Annotated in this window: 19 protein-coding genes; 8 read left to right on the forward strand and 11 right to left on the reverse strand. The window is 48.9% G+C overall.

Annotated features, from left to right (window positions below; translation table 11 throughout):
- Positions 1 to 11: 11 nt before the first annotated feature.
- The 7 genes from K2Y22_05165 to K2Y22_05195 are packed head-to-tail and all read right to left on the reverse strand — an operon-like array spanning position 12 to position 10,826.
- Positions 12 to 398: a hypothetical protein gene (locus K2Y22_05165; protein MBX9877828.1), complete on the reverse strand. Its 387-nt coding sequence runs from the start codon at positions 396 to 398 to the stop codon at positions 12 to 14.
- A complete protein-coding gene (locus tag K2Y22_05170; protein MBX9877829.1) occupies positions 398 to 1,030 on the reverse strand; it encodes a DUF2225 domain-containing protein in 633 nt (210 codons plus the stop codon). The genes K2Y22_05165 and K2Y22_05170 overlap by 1 nt, the downstream gene beginning before the upstream one ends.
- Positions 1,031 to 1,056: 26 nt before the next feature.
- Positions 1,057 to 4,311, reverse strand: coding sequence for a hypothetical protein (locus K2Y22_05175; protein ID MBX9877830.1), 3,255 nt, complete (start codon positions 4,309 to 4,311; stop codon positions 1,057 to 1,059).
- 30 nt (positions 4,312 to 4,341) lie between these two features.
- Positions 4,342 to 7,119, reverse strand: a complete 2,778-nt coding sequence (locus tag K2Y22_05180) for a hypothetical protein (protein MBX9877831.1) — start codon at positions 7,117 to 7,119, stop codon at positions 4,342 to 4,344.
- 6 nt (positions 7,120 to 7,125) lie between these two features.
- Positions 7,126 to 9,039, reverse strand: coding sequence for a hypothetical protein (locus K2Y22_05185; protein ID MBX9877832.1), 1,914 nt, complete (start codon positions 9,037 to 9,039; stop codon positions 7,126 to 7,128).
- 17 nt (positions 9,040 to 9,056) lie between these two features.
- On the reverse strand, positions 9,057 to 9,716 hold the full coding sequence (locus tag K2Y22_05190) for a hypothetical protein (protein ID MBX9877833.1): 660 nt from the start codon (positions 9,714 to 9,716) through the stop codon (positions 9,057 to 9,059).
- Positions 9,717 to 9,764: 48 nt separating this feature from the next.
- Positions 9,765 to 10,826, reverse strand: coding sequence for a hypothetical protein (locus K2Y22_05195; GenBank protein MBX9877834.1), 1,062 nt, complete (start codon positions 10,824 to 10,826; stop codon positions 9,765 to 9,767).
- Between the two features lie 339 nt (positions 10,827 to 11,165).
- Between K2Y22_05195 and K2Y22_05200 the strand changes: the two genes are divergently transcribed.
- The 8 genes from K2Y22_05200 (at position 11,166) to K2Y22_05235 (ending at position 19,103) form a co-directional block, all read left to right on the forward strand.
- Positions 11,166 to 12,965, forward strand: coding sequence for a tetratricopeptide repeat protein (locus K2Y22_05200; GenBank protein ID MBX9877835.1), 1,800 nt, complete (start codon positions 11,166 to 11,168; stop codon positions 12,963 to 12,965).
- Positions 12,962 to 14,695, forward strand: coding sequence for a tetratricopeptide repeat protein (locus K2Y22_05205; protein MBX9877836.1), 1,734 nt, complete (start codon positions 12,962 to 12,964; stop codon positions 14,693 to 14,695). The genes K2Y22_05200 and K2Y22_05205 overlap by 4 nt, the downstream gene beginning before the upstream one ends.
- Positions 14,696 to 14,733: 38 nt before the next feature.
- The gene (locus tag K2Y22_05210; GenBank protein MBX9877837.1) at positions 14,734 to 15,144 is read left to right on the forward strand and encodes a hypothetical protein; all 411 of its coding nucleotides are present in this window, start codon (positions 14,734 to 14,736) and stop codon (positions 15,142 to 15,144) included.
- A complete protein-coding gene (locus K2Y22_05215; GenBank protein MBX9877838.1) occupies positions 15,144 to 15,356 on the forward strand; it encodes a hypothetical protein in 213 nt (70 codons plus the stop codon). Before K2Y22_05210 ends, K2Y22_05215 begins: the two co-directional genes overlap by 1 nt.
- Positions 15,343 to 16,290 (forward strand): hypothetical protein, encoded by a 948-nt coding sequence (locus K2Y22_05220; GenBank protein MBX9877839.1) that lies wholly within the window; start codon positions 15,343 to 15,345, stop codon positions 16,288 to 16,290. The genes K2Y22_05215 and K2Y22_05220 overlap by 14 nt, the downstream gene beginning before the upstream one ends.
- Before the next feature lie 9 nt (positions 16,291 to 16,299).
- Positions 16,300 to 16,953 (forward strand): UbiX family flavin prenyltransferase, encoded by a 654-nt coding sequence (locus K2Y22_05225; protein MBX9877840.1) that lies wholly within the window; start codon positions 16,300 to 16,302, stop codon positions 16,951 to 16,953.
- Complete coding sequence (gene rimM, locus K2Y22_05230) at positions 16,953 to 17,483, forward strand: ribosome maturation factor RimM (protein ID MBX9877841.1); 531 nt, start codon at positions 16,953 to 16,955, stop codon at positions 17,481 to 17,483. The genes K2Y22_05225 and rimM overlap by 1 nt, the downstream gene beginning before the upstream one ends.
- A 138-nt stretch (positions 17,484 to 17,621) precedes the next feature.
- A complete protein-coding gene (locus K2Y22_05235) occupies positions 17,622 to 19,103 on the forward strand; it encodes a trehalose-6-phosphate synthase (protein MBX9877842.1) in 1,482 nt (493 codons plus the stop codon).
- Positions 19,104 to 19,107: 4 nt separating this feature from the next.
- Here K2Y22_05235 and nuoK read toward each other — a convergent pair whose 3' ends face one another.
- From nuoK to K2Y22_05255, 4 genes are read right to left on the reverse strand one after another with little or no spacing between them, the layout of a single operon-like run.
- Positions 19,108 to 19,608 (reverse strand): NADH-quinone oxidoreductase subunit NuoK, encoded by a 501-nt coding sequence (gene nuoK, locus K2Y22_05240; GenBank protein MBX9877843.1) that lies wholly within the window; start codon positions 19,606 to 19,608, stop codon positions 19,108 to 19,110.
- Between the two features lie 37 nt (positions 19,609 to 19,645).
- Positions 19,646 to 20,278 carry an NADH-quinone oxidoreductase subunit J gene (locus K2Y22_05245; protein MBX9877844.1) on the reverse strand — a complete coding sequence of 211 codons (633 nt, stop codon included), beginning with the start codon at positions 20,276 to 20,278 and terminating at the stop codon, positions 19,646 to 19,648.
- Between the two features lie 9 nt (positions 20,279 to 20,287).
- Positions 20,288 to 21,025 carry an NADH-quinone oxidoreductase subunit I gene (locus tag K2Y22_05250; GenBank protein MBX9877845.1) on the reverse strand — a complete coding sequence of 246 codons (738 nt, stop codon included), beginning with the start codon at positions 21,023 to 21,025 and terminating at the stop codon, positions 20,288 to 20,290.
- A gap of 3 nt (positions 21,026 to 21,028) precedes the next feature.
- On the reverse strand, positions 21,029 to 22,477 hold the full coding sequence (locus K2Y22_05255) for an NADH-quinone oxidoreductase subunit H (GenBank protein ID MBX9877846.1): 1,449 nt from the start codon (positions 22,475 to 22,477) through the stop codon (positions 21,029 to 21,031).
- Position 22,478: the final 1 nt, after the last annotated feature.

Raw genomic sequence — 22,478 nt, forward strand, 5'->3', positions numbered from 1 at the left:
ACCCTCAATACCTACTGTTCTACCGCTATGTACGTCTCCTGTGTTTTCTTACCCGGTTCAACGATAGAGGCATCCAAATAAACAATTGCCGGTTCGCTCTTCGGCATATACTGGCGCGGCTGAATACCCAAGAGAAAGGCTAGCCTATTGCGCCACCAGACCATTGGTTTCATGGTAGGGGCTGCTACAAATACCGCAGCACCGCAGAGAATGCCTATGCCAACCCATGCGCCTAGCGGCACATTCGCGATTTTCAAGTCGGGCATCCAAGCAGCAACTTGCGAGCCGAAATAAAATGCTAAGGCGATAGCGACCACCATCACAGTCCATTGCAATAGGGTAAAACCGCGAATCTTAAGCGGTCTATTCATAACAATGACTTTGTGCACCACGGACATTAAGCACTAACCTCCGCTACAAAATCAATAGCCTGGCTATCATTAGCATCGCTCAAGCGCATTAGCTTTCTAGCCATTATAGCGAAATGAGAGGGCAGCCTGCCGACTATTTTCGAGAAGTATTCACGACTGGCGGCAAACTCGCCGGCACGTCTCAGTATCTCTGCTACCAAGTACTCGACTTCGGCTCTTTTATCAGCCGGACAAGAGCCGTCAACCATGGACTTGCTGAAGGCATCAGCTGCCAAACGTCTATATTCCGCAGCTTGCACCAGTGCATTTCTGTCATCTGCACACCAAGCGGCATAGAGATACAAATAAGCTACGTTGTAAAAACTACGCCCTTCTTTCTCGGCATTTATTGCTGCTTGACGAAACTGCAAATGAGCAGTCGTTACCGGCGCAGTTAAATATGCAGGCTCTTCGATCACTTCGAATGATGTCGACCAGTCTGCTCGTCCACAGCTCGGACAAGTAATGACGAAGTATTCTTCATATTGAGGAATTACACCTTTAAAAAACTGCCGCAATTCGCTGTTTCTGTAACCGATATCGATAACAGCAGGCAACTGCCGGGAGTTGAATTTAACTCCACAAATTGGACACTTCACTCCAATGTCAGCAACGTACATTGTCTACGTTGTTCCTTTCTCAAGTATTAACCTGTCTCTTCGTCTTCCTGGTTCGCTTTGGCAATATTTTGCTGATTTATTCTTTTGTCGTCTTGATTTTGCGGAGAATCAGCGATGTTTCCGAAATTATCACTTGGTGCGGCGCCTGCATTCGTATTTGCTGCCCCTGGCGGCATACCCTGACTTTGAAGCAACGAAGACTCGTCTTGGCTAAAGCCACCGGAGCTTCTCGGTCCGCTAAACTCAGCACTTTGTGGCGCTGAGCTCTTCAATATTCTGTCGATTACTGAAGAACCTCCGGCAGCGGCTCCTGGCATTGCCGAGGCAATGTTCGGTGTGCCACCGGCATTAGCTAAAGGATTTGATGGAGGAATATTCGATTGCAATCCTCCTTGTGAAACAGCGCCGGCATTGTTTATCGTAGTCGATGAATTTTCCGCAACAGTTTGATTGGTCACATTTTCTTGAACAACCTGAGGGCTGCTATCTGTGGTGACATGAGACTGCTCGACTCCTCCGGCAATATATTGTGTTTCCGGCCTAGCATATTGAGACTGATCGAATACAGGTTGTTGTTCCATAAATGCAGGCTGAGCTTCCGAAACAACCGGAGTTGAGATTTCTTGCGGCACCATCTGCACAGATTCGGTCTGGATATTCTGCACTTCCGTTTGCATGTTCTGTATTTCAGTCTGCGTAGTCTGCGTTTCTGTTTGCGTATTTTGAATCTCAGTAGTGTGCACAACTTCGGGCGGCTGACTGAAATTGGCTGATACCGATGGATCAAACACTGGTGGAGGGTTGTATGCGATATCGCTAGAGAAACCACTCGACTGTCCTGCGGCAGCATCCGTTGGGAATTGCACACCACCTGCTCCAAATCCTGCTTCGGGAGGACCTGGTATTATGTTGGAACTTACGCTTGCATCCATTTGATTGGCACCACCAAAAGTATTTGCGGTGTGCGATCCTTCGTGGACATTCATTCCCAAATTGGCATTTATACCACCTTGGTGCAATTGCGCAGTATCGGGTTGACCACCATGCAATTGTTGATTAGCAGATACGTTGCTGCCACCAAAAGTCGTGTCACCGGCCGATATAGGCGATCCTGGCGGCGGGTTAAGTCCTGCAGCTTGCCCTTGGGCGATTGCATTGTGACTTTGACTGCTTTGGCTATTGGACAAAGAGCTTGATTGAGCACCCGTGATTCCCGGCTGCTGAGAGCCTTGCCCACCTGTAGATCCAGGAGTACTGGCACCACCCTGACCAACAGCTCCGTGCGAACCACTTTGTCCGGCAGCTCCATGTCCACCGGCAGTTCCTACGCCACCAAATGCCGGCGGCATATTTTGAGTGCCACCAGCCGGCCCAACACCTCCAGGTCCTGCCCCTGAAAATTGTGACGAACCAGCCTGAGCAGTTCCCGGCGGCGGTGCCACGTGAGCACCAGCACCCTGCGGTCCAGCCGTGGCTTGCGATCCTGCCGGCGAGCCAAATGGTGAAGTTCCACCTGCTCCTCCGTGTCCGGCACCAATGCCACCACTACCACCAGCAGCACCTCCGTGACCTGTAGCGCCGCTTCCTAAAGGACCACCACCGAGCGTCAACCCTGCTGACTGTCCAGCAGCGGCCCCAGCCGGTGCTCCTGCGCCTGGCTGACCTCCAGGTGCGCCCGGTCCACCGGCAGCATGACCACCAGCTTCTTTATGAGCTGCTGTAATGGCAGCGCCTTGCGCGCCTACTCCAGCTTTAGCTCCCAGAGCGGCAGCATTACCTGCAGCATGTGAACCTGCTTCTTGCGCAGCGGATGCTGCTTCGCGTCCTGCTGCCGCGACAAGTCCCAAGAAGTTAAACGCGTGTTGCACTGAATAAATTGCCAGAACATTCAACGCCGTCATAATGACTGTTCCTGTTGTACAAACGTTGCGGAAACAAGCCATCAAAAGAATAGTTGTGTTCCAGAAAAGTGCCCAGAAACAAATAATCAGCACGCCTTCAATCCAACTTCCGAGTGCTTTCCTAAAGGTATCAATCGGCCATACCCAAAGTGCGGCCACAATCGGTCCCATCAAGAATAAATAGTGCAGATAGGCTAACTGAAATGCGCACATGACGTTCCATGTACCTGCAAGTCCGACGTTAGCTATGTTGACAGCGACACGCGAAATATTCATCAAGACAGGTGTTGTTTCATCAGCTAAATCATTGACATTGCTGCCACCCTTACATGGATCCGGCCCGTAAATGTCATAGGACTCTCTTTCATGATCAGTCCAAGCTTGCAAATCTCCTGCGCCCTTTCCGGATGGTTGGGTTTTACGGAAGATACCGTTATCGTTGGAATCTTTCGGTCTAATCGGGAAAGCGCGCTTCTCTGCACACTCTGCATCCTTGTACATATTACTGTGGAATATTCGCTGGTAATTGTCTCGAATAGTAAGCGCCATAGAGTTCGAAACATCGATTCCGTAGTTAACAACAAGATATGTTGCCGGAATAAAGAAAATCGCCACTATAGAGCGAATGATACCGTCAAAAGGATTGACGTCACCAAACAGCGGTGAACCTTGAGCAATAATTGCTTTTACTTGCGCAAGGACTGCACCAGGCAAAAGAAGCAGTACTGCCATCGGCACAAACAGCTTGTCGCGAATAGTATTCCAACGGTTGCCTGCTTGAGTCGTGAAGTTAGGCAAATATTTTTCAGCGTATTCAATTGCAGAAGCCGATTGGTTACGCGCAAGGTTGGCTGCGCTGTTTGCTGCCGATTGCGTCTGAATCATACCCATAGCATTTATAACCCAGATTACCTTTTCCGGGTCAAACAATTGTTCGAGCATGATGTTTTGATCGTATCTATGCAGAATCTGATACTGCGTATCAGAGATAGGCAAACCAAATGTTATTAATGGATTGCGTTGAATACCTTGGTCTCTCATTGTAGGAACAATGGAAACAGCTTCCTTGACGAAAACCGGCCAAACTTGTACGGGTCCTGTCAAATTGTGTTTGACTTTTCCTGGTCCTTTTGATTCTTCCTCAACTACAACATCTTCTCCGCCATATTTGGTAGGAGCGAAGCTCTTGGCGTTTTTCATACGCTTATAGAAGTCTTCTCTAATATCGCTGGCGGTTCCAGGATTAGAGTCATTTTTGTCGGAGCTGGCACCAGGTCCACCGGCCTCATTTTGCGCGAATGCCAAAGGCACCACTGACAAAAAGCAGAAGGCTAATGTGAACAATACTAGTAATTTTTTGACGTTCATTTGGCTAAACATTTGTAGTACTGGTACTCCTGTGTAAGGACATTAAATGCCCTTTCCTTTGTCTCCACCTTTGTCGCCTGGTGGTGGCGGTGCAGAAGGTGGCGGTGGTGCTGAAGGGGGTGAAGGTGGTGCCGAAGGTGGTGATGGCGGCGATGGTGGTGTCGGAGGTGATGGTGGCGCATCAGGACCACCTGAAGTCCCTCCGCCTGAGCTTGGCGGAGGTGATGACGGCGAGACAGTCCCAGAAACAGATCCACTAACACTTGCGGATCCGCCGGACCCTGCTGTTCCAGCGGATGGGATATTTGCCGAACCAGGAAACAATCCTTGCTGTTGACCGGCCCGTAAAGCATCCCCAGCCTGACCGAGTCCGGCTGCTGTGGGTTGAGACAAATTAGCAGAAAGACCGGCCGGCATTCCCGGGTGTGCATTAGCCGTTGCGGTGGATGTAGCAGCGCCGCCAGTGCCTGCGCCCGGCGGTGGTCCTGATACCGGTGGTCCATTTGGATTACTGTTTTGCGCAGAAAGCCCTGTCTGTTGTCCAACTCCTGATGCAAGTGGAGAGGCTCCTTGTGAAGATGGAGGTTGTGCTGTCGAGGGTTGTCCGACTGCCGCCGGGCTTATGCCTGTTAGCGGAGGTTGTCCGACAGTCGGAGTAGCGGCACTGCTTGCGGTGGCGGGTGAACCTTGCGGCATGAATTGCGGCGGCTGTGTCCCGCCGGCTCCGCCTGAACCGGTTCCACCACCCTGCATATTGAGTCCGCCGCCCACACCTGAGCCTTGCTGCAGACCAAGAGCCTGGTTGGGTATGTTGATACCACTGCCCATGGCACTGCCAACTTGCGACATTTGTTGACTGGCTTGCTGCATAGGCTGGCTAAGTGCTTGAATCTGCGCTTGCGGTACACCCATAGCTTGAGCTTGCTGTTGAAACTGCTGCGTTGCACCGGCGCCCATTTGACCGCCTTTACTAATGGCGGCAGAAGCGACACTTCCAGGATCAAACTGAAACGGGTTAAAAGGAACGACCAGCATAAGACCCAAGAAACAGGTCAATACCATCATTTCCCATTGATCGGCATAATTGATACCACCGGTATCTTGCAACCAGAGTAATCGCTGCGTCATCACAGCCATAATTACAATCCAGTAAAAACGCCAGAGAGAAACGTTAATTACAGCGTTTACCCAACTGCTGAACACTTGCCTGAAAAGCTGAGACGCCCCTTGCATAGATGGCCAAGCAAAAAAGCATGCGGACAAAGGCCCAAGCAGGAAAAGATAGCAAATAAATACCATTTGATAAGCAGTAAGAGCGATAAGCGCATAGGCCATTCCATACTCAACGGAGTTAAACCAGAGCTGCATCATTTGAGAAAGCCACTTCTGCTTTTCTTGTTTTGTTTTCTTTTCCAAGTCGTCGTTAGCCTTACCTTGGCCTTCCCCACCGCCGGCCGGTTGAGCGATGTTGCTTAAAACCTCGTTGAAGAAGCCGGCGTTGCCACCGCCGCCGCCGCCACCGCCACCACCACCTGAAGAGCCGCTGCTGCCGCCACCACCTGGTTCAATGACGTTCAAGTGATTATCTATTGGCGGGTTAAAGGACTGCTCCTTAGACCACATAAAAATGGTCTGAGTGTTGGCCCAAGGTTTTACTGATTCGGATAAGCTGTTGCCTATGTCTATCGAATAACTAACAATCAACTGTGTAGCCGGAATGAGGAAAATAGCTATAGTTGCACGCAAAATGCCCTCAAATGGCATTGTTACCTGGCTTTCGAAAAAGCCTTTATAAACAAAACTCTGAATTTGCGTGAGAACAGCACCAGGAAGAAGAAAGAGAAGTGCCATCGGCAGGAACACTTCATGGTACATCTTCATAACCATCCACACAGCTTGCGAATTGGTTTTAGGATCTTGGTCCGGCGTACAAGCTGACCCTGAACCTTCGTTGGCAACATTTATAAGCACATCATCGCGAATGCGATGGAGGGCATTGTTGAAGCTTGCTTCAGCAGCACCGGCTGAACTGTTGGCAGCTGACGCGCCCTGGATTTGCCCTGTATTCGTGGCCAACCAAGTCATGTGCTCAGGATCAAAGAGCAATTCTAAAAAGCGCTGGTTATTTTCTCTATCGATAATTTGAAACTGCGTATCAGTAAGAGGCAGTCCGTTAACAGGAGCTATATTTACTCCAAGAGAATGTTGCGGCATCTTATACGTGCCAAGTGCTGTATCAAATAATTCTTCGTCACGCTTTGTAGCAACTTCATCAAACGGCAAAGTCCACAATTTCGGCTGCGTGTAACATGCAGGCAATGGGCAAGGCGGTTGCGGTTGGTGATACCACTCTGCCGTAGGCAACCAATGTCCGACACCGTCACAATGCACGTGGCAAATATCGTAGGCTAAAACAACACGCTTACCTGGCCCAACTGATTCTCTTTTTTTCGGTCCACTGGAAGCGCCTCCGCCTCCACCGCCGCCTTCTCCACCTTCGGAGCCTTCAGCAGCACCGGCGCCACCACCACCAATTTCAACGACCAGGTCATGCCCGTCCGGATTATCAGGAATTTTCTTACCTGTCGGTCCGGCGTATTTAGCGTAAGGAAAGCGTTTGAAATACTTTTTGCGAATATCCCAGGCTGCTACATCGTTAGCATCTTCCGGCTTGACGGCGCCACCTGAACTTGGAACAGAGCTGCCGCCGCCACCTTGAGCAAAGGCTTCGCTAATTATGCCCAAAGCAAAAACAAAAGCTATCAGCGCCACAAGCGCCGACGACCATATTTTACGAGTTGCTTTGTTTCTCAACTGCATTAGCTATTAGCGCCTCAAGGGAATGTTTTTGCCACCTGCATCAGAGAGGTAGACGGAGATTCGATCATTCCAAGGATGACCGAAGATAGTAATGGTGCCCGACACTTCCTTGCTGGGAGCAACAAGCGTCGTTTCAAAATCAGCGCGTACCGCTGCATCTGAAAGCTTCCTGTTGTTTTCCATAATGGAAATCGCATCAGGATCAAAAGTAAGGTTTTCACTGCCGGTATTGCGAATAGCCACTTTCAAAATCGACTTACGCGGTGTGACATTTAAATTGCGCAATTCAAATGCAATGCAATCATTGCCGCCACTACTAAGTCTCAAATCCGGCACTTGAGCCACAGGCTTAACTGCTTGCGCGACGGGAGCCTGCACCAAGTCTCCAGGCAAAGGCTTGCCTGCAACTTTACCCTTTTTCGCATCCGGCTTTTTAGCTTCTGCTTTTTTCGGTTGTGCCGGCGGTAAGGCTTTAGGTTGTGCGTTCAATTCCTGCACTTCTTCATGCTTGCTGCTGCCAAATCCAAGCAGTCCCAAAATTCCACCACCACTGCTGGACGATGACATGTCATTTTTGGCTTGCGCCAAAGCTTGTCTTTCTGCTTGAGCCAGAGAATCAATTGAAGGAGCAACGCCTGAGACACGAGCAATCACAGTACGAGCTGCTGCTGCGCCGGCAGTTGCTGCCAATTCATTTTGCGCAACTTTTAGATCATCACGAGCAGATTCTGCTGCTTGTTGCGCTTGCGACATGTCTGCTGCAGCTCTTTGCTGCTCAGCGGCCGACTCGGCAACTTCTGTTTCTTGTTTGCGGGCAGCAACAGTTTGTTGAGCCAGAGCAAATTTGTTGTACGCATAGAGATACCGGTAATAATCCTGAGCAACATCAGACAAAATCTTGCGCACCGAGACTGCGACCTTTTTATCAAGTGCAACCGGCTTATACAGTTGCTCTATTTGGCGAGCCGACAGTGTTATGGACCCTCTGGATGATTCTGGAGGCATGCCGACATCAAGCTTACTCAAGCTCAGAGCGATATCCTTGTCCCTTGCTTCTGATTGCAATTGCGGAGACATGGACAAAGCACCTTTGAGCAGTGTCTTCAAATCATCGCGCTGCTTGGTGGCAGATCTAGCCTCCATGCCTGTCGGAGTAATCGGCGTAAAGTCCTGCAATTTCTTTTTCGGTTTTGCTTCTTCGTCCCCACCATTAGATTGATTAACCGCGCCCCCGGAGGCAAAAGGACTGCCGGCCGGTCGCGCATCTCCACCTTGCATAAAAGGGTTAGGTGCTGCATTACCATAAGGATTTGCATAGGGATTCATGTAAGGATTAGCATATGGGTTCATATATGCTTCCGGTGGCGCACCGTAAGGCACAGTCTGCGCTTGCGTTGACAGTGACACCGCAGGCGGTGGCGGAATCAAACCACCCGGAGCCGGGGGCGCCGGTGGCACCGAAGAGCCGTAACCACCATAAGAAGCAGCAGGCGACGGCGGCACACTACCAGGACTCGACGGCACACCAGATGACTGAGGAGTTGACTGCGGGGCCATGAAAGGGAAAAACGGCAAAGCCGGAGCGCTGGCTTGCTGGTTGCCGCTGACCACTTGATCGGCAGGCGGCGCAAAAGGAGCACTGGATACAACCGGCAGTCCACTTGACTGACCGCCTTGAGCGGCATCTTCAGCTGCTACCAAAGGTTGCGCAACCATGTTCTTCGCTTTTAACTTCTGCAAAATCTTCGGATCGACTTTGGGGCGCAAGCCGCCCAAGACCGAACCCGATTCAGATGAAGCGGATGATGACGGCGCCTCGTCACTTGAATGCGAGCACGCCGTAAGCAGAGCCGTCAAGCTGAGCGCAAAGACTGCATTAATGGTCAAAGCGTTGGCTTTTGGTTGCATTTTATCTTTCATCTACTCCAATCTTGGCGTTAATGGGCATTCAAGAGACGTCCGCGTACGCTGGCGTCTGTACGAGCACTACTGCCACTACTTCCGATACCACTACCGGAGCCATATCCACCGCTATAGCTTTGAGCTTGAGCAGGTTTTGCACCACCAAGCAGGCGTCCTCTGACATTGCCCGCACCGCTTCCCGGTCCGGCGCCGGAGCCAGGCTTAGGCGTCATCATTTTCCCTAAAACACCTTGCGTTACGCCCGGCAAAGGACCTTTCGGACCCATTCCACGCGCTGGAATATTACTTTCACGTCCGAAGCCTGACTTCGGCAATGCCATTGGATTGCCCATCATCGGACTATCCGTGCGATAGCCTTGATTAGGTCCACCCAATTGAACTGGAGCCGATGCGGCACCACCGGGATCACCCATAGCGCCGGCACCACCGCCACCATACCCACCACCAGCACCTTCCGGTCCGGGTGGTAAATCAACGTAGCCTGGAGCTTGCGGCGCTTCACGAAAATCTTTTACGATAGGCCTCTCATCAATTATTTGATATTCACGCGGCGCAGTATACCAACGACTCTTCTGAATCATGTTGTCTTTGACGCGCTGTTGTGCGTCCGCATCATTTACTGATGCCAACAAAGACAACCCTGCGCTCAAACTTAGTAAAACCAATTTCTTCATTACCTAACTCCTTAGTACCTTGGGCCAATGCGCCTCGTGCGGAAAAAACTAAAATCCCATCGGCATCATGTTCATCGGACCTTTCATTATTTTGCCGAGACCCTTGCCGAAATTAGAAGGCTTGCCGGCTGGACGATATTTGTAGTTAACGTCATCTTCCGGCAAAGAAAGATCTTGTGTAGAACTCTGTGTGACGACAACCGGCGATGGAGCATCAGGTGACTGCTGCCCATTCCGGTCGTTAAGCCTTGGTTCGTTACCCAATGCTCTCATGTCTTTGTCTCCGGCGCCGGAGTATCTTGGCCGGTCACCATATTGAGAATTACCCGATTGCTGGCGATATGAATCACCGCCAACCGGAATTTGCTGATATTGATTGGTCGTACCGCCACCGGCACCGACTGGAATACGCTGATAAGAATTCGTTGTGCCGCCGCCGGAGCCGACTGGAATACGCTGATAACTTCCACCACCGGCTGCGTCAGTACGCACCTTATATCCTTGTCCGCCACCGGAGCCACCGGCATTCATTGAAGAGGCGCCACTATCGGGATCCATGAATGATCCCGAAGGCATAGCTTCTCCGCCGCCTGGCATTAACCCAGGTACAGCCTGTCCACCAACCGGTATTTTCTGCGACATGCCGTAGATGCTGGCTGGACGTCCTTCCATTGGCACGTGTCCATAACTCTGGTGATAGGTGACTCCACCTGAGCCACCGCCGCCACCTTCTTTCTTGTCTTTCAACCAAGAGCCACCAGTACTGGAGCTAATCGGCAAATCCAATCTGTCAGGAAATGGCGGAAATAAAGCCGGTGGAATTGGTTCATCGCAAGATATAGGTTCTACGGAAACATCAATTTTTGGTCCTGCCGGAGCACGCATCAGTTGCATGCGTCCACCACCTTGCGGTTGCGGCGGTGGCTGATACACAGGATGTCTTTGGAGTTGTGTTTGATCTGAATATTGATTATCGCCTGGAGTGTGCACGAATTTGCCCATATTGGTTGGCGGCAACTGTGCGAAAACCGCACTGCAAGACGACATTGCTGCTAAGCAAGTTAATGCCTGAAAAAGAGGCGCTTTATAAATACGCGTACAAAATCTCACTTGTGCCCTCCTAGAGAGCGATTTTGGTGAATGAGAAGTGACAACGCCAGTTGTTTTTTAGGTGGTAAGAAATGCCCGGAAATAGGCGCCGACCGCTCAATCTCTTGTATTCCCAGTCTATCAGATGAGACCGCTCTAAACCTCCCTTTCGAGCAGTAGACTGGCTTTTGCAGCAAAGTGACTAATTTTTAATCGGTTATCCACAATTGTCAATAGGGCTCTTGAGGAATTCTTGAAAACGGTTAGCTGCATAACATTTTTGTGCCCAAAAAACTTTGGCGCGCTTCGTTATTTCAATACATGGAATATGAAAATCAACATACGTTTAGAATGTGGTTTATGAACCAAGTCCGATTGACCATCAGTTGTATCGTTGTCGCCTCATTGGCTCAGAGTCTGACTTTTGTCAGTCCGTTGCCTGCTGAATCAGCGCGCCGGCGCGGCGGCGGAGGTGGTGGTGGCGTTTATTTGCAAACACCAAATCCACAAACGCCTGACGAGCACAACAACAGAGGAGTCGAATTAGGCAACAAAGGACTCTGGCAAGACGCCATTCGTGAACATGAATTGGCATTGGGAGCTGAGCCGGACAACCAAACATTTCGTACCAATTTATCGGCAGCTCAACTTAGATATGGTGACACGCTCTTTAACAAAAAGGATTTTTATCACGCAGCTATTCAATATCGCGGCGCGCTGTATGTAGATCCAGGCAATGGTCCGGCCGATCAACACCTTGATGAAGCCTTGCGCCAAGCAAACATCAACGCTGACGATCCAAAAGTACGAGCAAGAATTGCAGATGAAGCGGAAATTTCAGGCAACTACGAAACAGCAATTGTCGAATATCGCAAATGTATAAAAATGGTCGACGACGGCTACAATCACTACCGCCTAGGACAAGTGCTTTCCAAAGCAGGCAAAGTTGTTGAAGGCTACAAAGAATTGCGAACATCCGTTAGTCGTGAATGGCCCGTCGATCAAAAAAATACTTTGTCTGATGCTCACCGCCAACTAGCTGATACATTGAAAGACCATGCTTTCCGAGCTAAAGAAGGCGGCGAAGGCACAGTCGGCATGAAACGTCTTTTGAATTCCGGTATTGAATATAGACGAGCGGTAACTATTAATCCGGCAAATGCATCCGCCATCCATGGCTTAATCGAAGTTGCCAGAGAAGCAGTGGCGATTAAGCCGAATTCTTTTGATAATCACTTGATGCTGGCTGGCGCCTATCAGTTAGGTGGCGATTTCGATCACGCCAAGCAAGAATACGAGACTTGCTATCGACTGGGTCCGAATAATCCGGCACTGGCTGCTGCGCGCAAGAGTTTTCATAGCGCACTTGTCAGTTCGCCATTAGCTACTCCGGCACTACTTGCCTCGACAATGGGATCGATTCAAACGCAATTGCAGCGCAATCCAAATGACCCTGAATTACTCTACATCTATGGACGCGGCAAAGAAGCTCAAGGCGACACGCGCACGGCACTTGCTGCTTACAATAGAGCAGCATCGATCAACATCCATGCGCATCCGGATTTAGCAAAAGGAATTAAGCGCCTGGGCGGCTTCGTAGCAGAAGGCGCCGGTGAGCCTGCTCCACAAGAGACAATTGCTCCTACAAAGACTCCAAAAGGACCTTCTGCCGAAGATTTGAAAAAGCAGCAGGCTAAAGAAGAAGAGGCTAAGAAGCAGAAAATCTACTCTGATCTGGAAGAAAAAATACGTTCAGGCAAACTAGACGAAGTACAAAAAGAATTGACGGCAATTACAGATGCCAACCCGGCCGATGCAAAAGCCTGGCGCCTCTTGGGCAATGTTTATGAAAAGAAAGGTGATCTGGATCAAGCAGCCGTTTGTTATCGCCAAGCGTCTATGATGAAAGATACAGAGGCAGAAGCCATGTATCGGCAAATCAACACTTCGCGCGTGCAACCGCTTCTGAAGGAAGCAGACAAAGCCGCATCGGAGAAGAACTGGGTACAGGCAGCCGCAACTTTGCGCGAAGCAGTAAGTATTGCGCCTAACTTGCCGCTGGTACACAGAAAACTTGGTGAAGCCCTGAAACAACTAGGTGACACCAAGGAAGCAGAAAGAGAATTCAAGAAAGCACAAGATTTGGAAAACGCCAAATGAGACAAAAAACCTGGCTAACACTAGTAGCGGTAACTGCCTTCATTGGGCAGTTTGCCTTCTGCTGGCACGCCATGGCGTTGACACTGCATGATGCCGACACTTTACTTATAAACAACAAATACAAGGAAGCTGAAGACGCCTATCGACAATTGGTAGAAAGCGATGCCAGCGGCGATGCTTATGCCGGCCTTGCCGTTTCGCTTGCCAAACAGTCTTGGCCGGCAAAAATTCTTGAGGCCGAAAAAGTATTGCGCCAAGCAAAAGGCAAGTACGAAGAAAATCCAAATATCTTAGCGGCTGCTGGTTATGTATCCTACATTCACTCTAAAAATGTCGCATCACCTGCTAAGCGAGATCTATATTTAGAAGCTGCCGAGACACTTTGCAAAAGAGCGGTCAAAGCCAATCCTAGCATTTTAATTGCGCAACAGACATTGGGACTGGCAAAAATTGCCTCTGATGATGTTGATGGAGCTATCGATCCTTTGCGTGCTGCATGCGGCATCGCGGAAACCCCAGTTACATTAACGCTTTTGGGCAAGGCTCTACTCATCTTAAATCCCAAGGATCAAGAAGCGTCAGACATGATTAACAAAGCTATTCAGCTAAATGCCAATTACCATCCAGCCAAGTTGCAGAAAGCGATTTGCTTAAGCCAACAAGGCAAACAAGAAGAAGCCTTCATGGAATTGCATAACATTCCGCAGCAGTATCGCACCCATGATTGGTATCAAGTAGAAGGAGATCTCTTTCGCAAACAAGGCGATGGTCCTGCCGCTTTAGCTTCTTGGCGCGAGGCTATTCGTGTTGAGCCGCATGATCCAATTCCATACAAAAGACTAGGTGAATACTATGCCATGCGTGGTGACGGCGAACTAGCGATTGCCGAATTGCACAACGCCCTGGAAATCCTACCCAATGACATGGTTTTGCGCACGCAATTAGCTGAACTTGCATTGCGCCAGGACAAACTAGACGTAGCAGAAACAGAATATCGCACTATCCTTGCCGCCACGCCCGATGATCCACAAGCACTTCTTGGACTTTCCCGTGTTTACTTCCGCAAAGCACGCAAAGAAGGACAGTATCCACCAGGCTATCAACAATTGATGGACCAATTGCAAAACATTGTCACTGAGCAAAGTGTGCAAGGAAGAGTGATAAAAGGCGGCGCCAAAAATGTACAAGAAAGCATTCAACTATCTGAAGCAGAGAAGGCGCTTGCTCAAAATCGCTTCAAAGAAGCACGGGATAAATTCTCACAGGTAATTATTGGACACAAAGACGATTCATATGACCTTCTCACCTTGGGCGAACAAGCCTTTAATGACGGCGACTTGCGCTCTGCTGAGCAAGCCTATACGCTGGCCAAGGAACTACCTGAAATTGCCCCACGAGCCGAGCAAGGGCTGAGCAAAATCAGCGGGCAGAGAGCTGAAGCGCAAAGACAAACAGGATTAGGAGATGCAACGCGCGGCATTCAGGAAGTAGCCCTTGATCATTACAAGCAAGCGCTCATCGCCGACCCACAATGCGCGGAGGCTTATTACGGACTCTTCTTGCTCTACAGCAGTAAATCCAAAAAGGTTGACCGCGAGAGATTGCAGCTAGCGATCAACTATGGGCAAACATTCTTAGAAGCTGCAGACGAATCAAATCCCCACAGAAAAGAAGTAGAGTCGGCAATTGGTCGTTTACAAACTCAAATGGATAAGCTTAAAAAGAAGTAGAATCGGATTAGAGTCTTTCAAAGACAAGGAGATGCTCAATGGTTTTTCCCAAGAAGCAGGGCAGTGACGACGACGTGATCGATGCCACACCAGGCAATTCACCGTCGCCCAATATCGGCAATAGACCACGAAATATTGCCGAAACCAAAGTCTGGAAAGAATCTACGGGCACGGCTAAGAAGGCCTGGTCCAACTATTTGGGCATGCTCAGCGACAGATTCCAGATGATGCCACGATTCGAGCAAGAGCAGTTCATTACCAGACTCTCCGTAATTTTTACGATGGGCGCAACAATCATTGTTATGGTTATGTTCTATTCTTTCTTACCAACAGCCGTACGCCTTTTAGCCTTGCCGGGGGCGCTCGTCGCCTCGTATCTAGCCGGGCTGAAGATAGTTACGCCAATCATGATTTCGCGCTACGAGCAGTACCTAAATAGAGAATACTGATGCAGGACAAGGTGCAAATCCTTAAGGTAATTGGCGCCGGTATAATAATTCTGGCGGCAGTCCTTATAATGTTGCCGGGGATTATGGACTATATAACGTCACTTTCCCGAATGCTTATCTATATAAGTATTGCCATTGTTTTTGCCGTAACTCTATCATTCGTCTTTCGTCAATTGAAGAAAAGCAAATCCAGCGAAAATGAAAGCAAATAGACAGTCTCAGATTATTCTTCTTAGCGCATTGCTGTGTTGCAGCTATGCGAATTCAGCTGTTGATGCGAAATCAATCATCAAACTAGCCCAAGGCAACGAAGAAAAATATGTGGTATTACCTGCCGGCACAACTTTTGAGGGTCGCATTGATTCGACAATTGGATCCGCCGCCAGCCATTCGGGTGAGCGCTTCACGATAACTATTGCCAATCCTGTTTTAGCCAACGGCATTGATGTTCTAATTCCAGCCGGCTCGCAAATAATTGGCGAAGTGGTTGAAGCAATTTCTTCAAGATCAATTCCTCACGAGAAAGAAGTGCCTCCGCTTCAAGGCAAATTGCGCATTCAAATAAATGCACTGCGCACAACTGAAGGCATTACTTACCCACTAGTAGCTTCTCTGGTTGCCGATGCAGGCAGAGACCAAAATTCCGAACAAACTGGTGGTGTCGGTTACGTAGGTGACGCCAATAATTTTGATGCAGTTAAGTTAGGCAAAATGAGCCGCCGCGATAACTATGGACGCAACATGGCAAGCCGCGATGAAGTTTTGCGCGATCCTATTTATGGCATTGATAAATCAGGCAACCGCCAAAGCGGATCTCATATTCGATCACTTGTTAGACGCGGCTTCGATCTATATATAGACAGCGGCGCTCCACTCACAATCAAGCTGAATGCGCCCTTTAGAGTTTCTCTCAACAGGGGAAATCTCAATGTGCCAATAAATGAATCTGCATCCGGTTCAGAATCTGTCACCGGGTCACATTCATCATCGATGCCACCAATGGATATGGGTTCATCAGGAGGCGGTGACATGCCATTAGATGTAATCCGCTCAAGCGGTGGCGTCCATCGTGAAAGAGAAGAAAGCGATAAGCAAACACACTCCGAAGAAAGCAAAGAAACCCGCACAACAGAAACAGCATTCTAGGCAAAATTCATGAGCACAGCAAAAGACAATTTACCTTTCGTACTGGCAATGACTGGAGCATCAGGCTCCGTGTATGGCCTACGCTTGCTGCAATATCTTTTAGAAATCGAGCAGCCGGTGGAAATGCTTTTGTCCAAAGCCGCCATTATGGTAATGCGCGAAGAAATGGATCTAAAAGTCGGAAGCGACGCAAAAGACTTTCTCATCAAGTATTTGTCGCTGCCGCAAAATTCACCGCTAACAATGCATGATTTAGGCAACTATGGAGCAACAGTATCCAGCGGCTCATATCGCACAAAGGGCATGGCCGTTGTACCGTGCAGTGTGGGCACATTAGGGGCGCTTGCTGCCGGACTTACTGAAAATCTCATTCAAAGAGCAGCAGCCGTCACACTCAAAGAAAAAAGAAAACTGCTTATCTTATTAAGAGAAATGCCTTTCGGACAAATTCAATTGAAAAACATGCTGACTCTTTCTGAAGCCGGCGCCATCGTCTCTGCTGCTTCGCCAGGCTTTTACCACAAGCCTCAATCAATATCCGATCAAGTTGATTTTGTTGTTGGTCGCGTACTCGACCAATTTGAATTTGATCACGCTTTGTTTAAGCGCTGGAAAGGCAATGCCAAACCACTTCCGAGTCTGACAGGCAGGGAAAGTCTCTAATGACCGATATGTTTCCTGTCGGTAAAATTGTCGGTTTTCACGGACTTGCCGGTGAAGTCAAAGTCAACGTGAAAAGCAGCGCTGATTTAGTCGGTGACATTCAAACTGTCACAGCTAAGCACGATAAGAAGCCTCCACTTACTTTGGAAGTCAGAAACGCACGCACAAAAGGCAATCTATTATTCTTGAGTTTCACAAACTATCCCGATAGAACTTCAGTCGAACCATTACTTGATTATCTGTTGCTGGTTGATCGGGCGGAATTACGCGATCTTACCGAAGACGAATGGTGGTTATCGGATCTAGTCGGCTTACCTGTCTACACCACTGATGGTCGCGCGGTAGGCACCATATCTAGTGTCATCGATGGAGCAACTCCCACGCTGGAAATAAAGGACGAGAAGGGCAATCCCGAAGATGAAGCAAAATCAATCTTGATTCCATTTGTCAAGGATCTAGTGCCTGTTGTGAACATCAAAGACAAACGCATTGAAGTGGTTGATTTGCCAGGCTTGCTAGAGTTTCAATAGTTGCCAACAGATCTTTTTCCGTTTTCAAATGCGACGTAGAAATAACTTGCCTACCGATTGCATATAGAATATCTTTATAGAAGCGGGGCAACCATATCGCTCCCAGTCATCGGACTCTCTCCTTCAAAAAGGAAAGAAATGGCCACCACGCAAGTGCATTTAAATGAGAGTCCGAATCCGCCGTTGCTGTCGCACATCAACGCGGCAGAGTTGAAGCCTTACCTTCCTGCACTCACTGTAATTTCCTTTCGTGGTCCTGGACAAGCAGGCGGCGTCTCCAAAGCGCTTGAGCCGTTGGTCAGACAACTGGAAACCAAAATAAATTGGTTGGCACTATCAGATATTCCTGGTCCGGCAAAAGCAGAAGCCCCGAGCCAAGCTGCAATTCCACGACAAGTCATCGCCAGTTTCAATGGCTTTTCCTACATCAAGCCTTCTGTGCCGACAAATTTATTTGAGCGTCACAACCAAGTCGTAAATTCGTATCTGTGGCCGCTTCTGCATGGACGCACAGATTTAGCTCAGTTCAACCGCGAAGCCTGGCAAGGTTTCCGTCAATTGAATGAAGCTGTAGCTAACGAAGCCTTAGCTGCATCCACACAAAGCTTTCCAACAATTGCCTGGATTCACGATTATCAGTTGGCACTGGTTGCTCCGCACCTATCTGCTGAAGCAGGAATTATTCCCTGTCAGTTCTGGCACGTGCCCTGGCCAAAACCAGAACAATTTGCCGACGCAATTGTGGCTGAAGAATTGGTGAGTGCACTGCTCTCCAATCATCTGTTGGGTTTCCACACGACAGAATACGCAACGAATTTCTTGAACACAGTGCAAATAGTAATTCCGGAAGCTGAAGTCGACTTATTGAAGATGCAAGTGAAGTATCACGGACGTCTGACTAATGTCGTCGCCATGCCGCTTGGACTAGACTTTGCTTACTGGGAGCGCTTGTCCATGGCCAACAGACCAAAAGCTGCTGCCATGAATAAGAAGTATCGCCTGGCCAATCAAGTATTACTTGGTGTCGACAGACTCGATTACGCCAAAGGACTTTTGGAAAAATTAGCCGGACTTGAATTATTCCTGCACAACAATTCCCAATGGCACAGACGCTTCCACTTCGTGCAAATTGTCCAGAATCCAAGCACCGCCGACAAAGCACTAATTGAATATCAACAACAAGTTGAAGCCAAAGTCAAAGAAATAAATGAGCGCTATCACTTAGATGATTGGGAGCCAATTGTCTGGCTGAACGAACATCTCGATCATTCTGAGCTTTCAGCCTGGTACTTAGCGGCTGACGCGCTGGTCACAACACCTGTACGCGACGGCTTGAATCTAATCGCCAAAGAATACGTCGCTTGCCGTACAGACGAACAAGGTGCTGTAATTCTAAGCAAAACAGCAGGTTGCGCCGCCGAACTTTCCCCAGGCGCATTACTTGTCGACGCCGACAATCCTTATCAAATTGCCGAAGCATTTGCTGAAGCCCTGTCCATGGCCGCCGAAGAAAAACGTCGCCGCATGATTGCCATGCGCCACATTATCGGTTGGAACCAACTCCATGATTGGGCACTAGCTTTCTTGCATCAAGCTGTTAACCTAAACAACAAAGCTTAGCTTGTTACCACTTCAACTCGGAGAATTTTTCCATGTTGACTGTCGCCATGTTGCGGTAGATAGCCAATACGATGGCTAGTCCAACAGCAGCTTCAGCGGCAGCTACGGTCAAGATGAAGATAGCAAAGAGCTGTCCTTTGACGTTTGCTGGGTCGATGTAACGGGCAAATGCGACTAAGTTGATATTGACGGCGTTGAGCATCAATTCAATGGACATAAGCACGCGAATAGCGTTGCGTGAGACAACCATGCCGTAGACGCCGATACAAAAGAGAATCGCAGCCAAAATCAAATAGCGTGTCAGAGGCTCTTGGTTGGTCGTTAAAACCACAAATCCGGCAGTTGTAGCTGTTGCTACTATTGCTTGGCGATTGGCGCCGAGAGCGCTGCAAACAAAGCCAAGGACAATTAGAGCTAAGCAAACAAATAAATAGCTGAAGTCAGCATCTTGACCAATGGCGGTCAACACTGGACCTACGCCACCGGTGAAATACGCAAGCGCCATGACGGCTGCTATTAAGGCATAAGAGATTGCCAGGCTATTAGACTTTGACGACATCATCAGTCCTCTCAACGTAAGTGGTGTGCGTTCCATTGCCTTCATCTGCGCTGGTAGCAGCCTTAATTGCTTTTGGTTCAGCTTTGGCTAGCATGACAGCGCCAATTAGAGCAGCCAACAGAAGTACTGAAGCAAACTCAAACGGCAGCGAATAGAAGGTCATCAACCAGCGACCCAAGACATAAGTAATATCTGGATGCACATTTAAGCCTTGAACAGGCCATGGTTCAACAATGACGGCTTGGAAAATAGTCAGGAATAAAAGAACAGAAGCAAATAGCGCAGGCAACTTGAGCTTAGGCTGCGCAACAGACATATCTTCTTCCATTTTTGGATTGGTCAACATCAAGGCGATAACAACAACCAGCGTTATGCCTACTGCGTAAATCATGATTTGCGCCAAAGCCAAGAATTGCGCTTGCAATAAGAGGAATAATCCGGAGATTACACCAAAAACGCCGATCAAAATAAAACCAGCGCGGATGATCATGCGGTCGAAAATTACGCCGAATGCCAGCGGTATTGCCAAAATGCCCAGTATCAAAAAGGTCACTGGTTCAACATTGGCTTGCGCCCATATTGCGAGATTCATAAACATTTGCAGATCAGGACTCATTTTTTCTACCTATTTGGTTTCTTCTGGTTTTGTTTCTGGCTTAGCTTCTTCAGCTTTAGGTTCAGCGGGCTTAGCAGCTTTTTCAGGAGCAGCTGGTTTAGCTTCAGCGGCAGGTTTTTCAGCAGCTGGTGTTGCAGCGGCAGCAGCCGGCTTCTCGGCAGTTGCAGTAGCAGCAGGTTTCTCAGCGGTTGCTGTAGCACCTGCAGCAGGCGCAGCCGGCTTAGCAGCAGCGGCGGCAGCCGGAGCAGCTTTAGCTGGTTTTGGTTTCGGCAATGGCATCTTCTTCTTGTCGAAGTAGAAGCCTGATTCTTCTTGCGTCAAAGTCAAACGCTTCAAGTCATATATCAATGAATCGCGGCTGTAATCGGCCATTTCAAAATCATTGGTATTGATAATACAAAGCGTTGGGCAAACTTCCGTGCACAAGCCGCAGAACATACAAAGACCGTGGTCGATTTTGAAGTCGATAAGCTCAAGCTTGTTGGTGTCTGTTGATTTCTGAGCAGTAATTTCAATGCACTTATCAGGGCACACGCGCTCGCACTGGCGGCAGGAAATACAAAGATGCTCGCCTGTCTCCGGGTTAACCGTCAGCGCCAATCGTCCGCGGAATGCGGCCGGCAAATCCGGCATCGTATCCGGGTATAGTTTGGTGATAGGCGGGCGGAAGGTATGTTTACCTACCGTCGTCAGTCCTCTAACGACTTGATACAAGCCACCTACAGCTCGACCAATAATATCGAACATTATTTACACAAGCTCCCTGAGGAAAGTAACGGCTAACAAAAGAAATAGAGACAGCGGAATGAGGCGCTTCCAACCAAAGTCCATTAGTTGGTCAATGCGGAATCGTGGCAAAGTGCCGCGAACAAGAATGGCAAAGATAACCAGTGAATAGACCTTAACTACTACCCAGAATGCACCGAAGAAAGTTTCCGCATTGATGAATGGCACAGTCGGCATTGTCCAGTTGTTGACGGATGCCAACCAATTCCACCACTGCGCATCCATGAAGCCCTGAATGGGCGACGAGCCACCGCCGAGGAAAAGTACCGTGGCAATGGACGAAACTACAAACAAGTTGGTGAATTCAGCCAAGAAGAAGATGGCGAATTTGATGCCGCTATATTCAGTGTTATAGCCGCTGACCAATTCTGATTCAGCTTCCGGCAAATCGAATGGAATACGGTTAATTTCAGCGCAAGCACATGTTGCATAAATACCAAACAGCAAGAACATGCAGCCGATGAATGCGAACGCAGCGACTATACCGCCCCATGCTTGGTTAACAGCGGCCCAGGCAGCTTGTCTTGTTGGCTCGGTTACATCCGTGCTCATGTTTTTCAAGTTGTCCAAAGCTGCTCCAAGGTGAGCACCAGCTTGTGGCAGAGCACCCCCGGCAAAGATATTCCAGTGGAGAATGCCGCCTGCTTGCCGCTCGGCAATGGATACAACATCCAATGTGCCTGAGATAAGGCAAACAGTAATGATGGACAAGACAAGCGGAATCTCGTAGCTGATTGCTTGAGCGGCGCTTCTCAGTCCACCTACTAATGAATACTTGTTATTGCTTGCCCAACCACCCATCACAATGCCCACTACAGGAATTGCTGAAACAGCAATCACGTAGAAGATTCCAGTTGGAATATTGACCATTGAGAAAAGTTGGTGGTTATTGGTGACAGCAGCCAGCAGTGGCACCATACCAATAATGGAAGGCGCAAAGAAAATAATCGGCGCCAGGGTAAACATCAATATGTCTGCACCACGTGGCGTGATGTCTTCCTTAAAGAGCAATTTGACAGCGTCTGCTGCTGTTTGCAAAAGACCATCCGGACCTACGCGGTTTGGACCCTTACGTACTGTAAAGAGAGCCAATGCGCGTCTTTCACAAAGCACCATGAACATGGCATTGATTGGAATGAATACTGCCACTGCAACAATTGGTGTCAAAGCACGGAAAGTATTCGACCAGATAAGGCTGGCATCTGATGGTGCTTCGTTGAATTTGGTAAATAGGTTGAGAGAACCATCAACCATAAAACCATTGTCGATCCAGAAAGGAATTGCTACTCCGACCAAGAAGCAGGCTGCCCAAACAGCGCCGAAGATAATCGACAGCCAGATGACAGTCAGTCTGGAGAATTTAAAAATCTCGCCTATATTGGCCGGCGTTTGATGTGGATACGTGTAAGTCACG

It is taken from the genome of Candidatus Obscuribacterales bacterium (assembly GCA_019744775.1).
Lineage (GTDB): Bacteria > Cyanobacteriota > Vampirovibrionia > Obscuribacterales > Obscuribacteraceae > SBAT01.